The organism is Streptomyces millisiae (assembly GCF_031845425.1).
In the GTDB taxonomy this organism is placed as follows: domain Bacteria; phylum Actinomycetota; class Actinomycetes; order Streptomycetales; family Streptomycetaceae; genus Streptomyces; species Streptomyces millisiae.
Map to the genome: position 1 here is coordinate 1 of NZ_JAVREM010000389.1, position 409 is coordinate 409.

Annotated in this window: 1 protein-coding gene; it reads right to left on the reverse strand. The window is 65.8% G+C overall.

The window, feature by feature from the left end; all coding sequences use genetic code 11:
* Positions 1–409 (reverse strand): flavin reductase family protein (locus tag RNC47_RS37225; protein WP_311605301.1); only part of this gene is annotated, 409 nt, incomplete at both ends.

Below are 409 nucleotides of genomic sequence, written 5' to 3' on the forward strand. Positions count from 1 at the left end.
GACCGTGGCTGCGCACGATCCGCACTGTCCCTCTTTGCAGGAATATGGCACATCCACGCCCGAGCGGATCAAAACGTCGACCAGCGTCGCTTGCCGCGGCCACCTCAGCCGGTGACTGGTGCCATCCAGGTCGACCTGCAGGGCGGCAGTGTCCCTATCGTCGGAATCGGTTGCGACCGTGGGGGTGTCATCGGTGAACGGGTCGCCCGACAGAGACTGGAACACCTCGAGGTGAATCCGTTCCCGTGGCACACCGGCCTCCGTGAGCGTTTCCTTGATGACTGCCATGAACGGGGCCGGGCCGCAGATGAACGCCTCGAAGCCCGTGGACCGGGCGAAAACGGTCTGGGTGAAGCCGCTCAGCTGGGCCCGGGTCGGCAGGCCCTGGAGCGATTCCAGCCAGTGCACC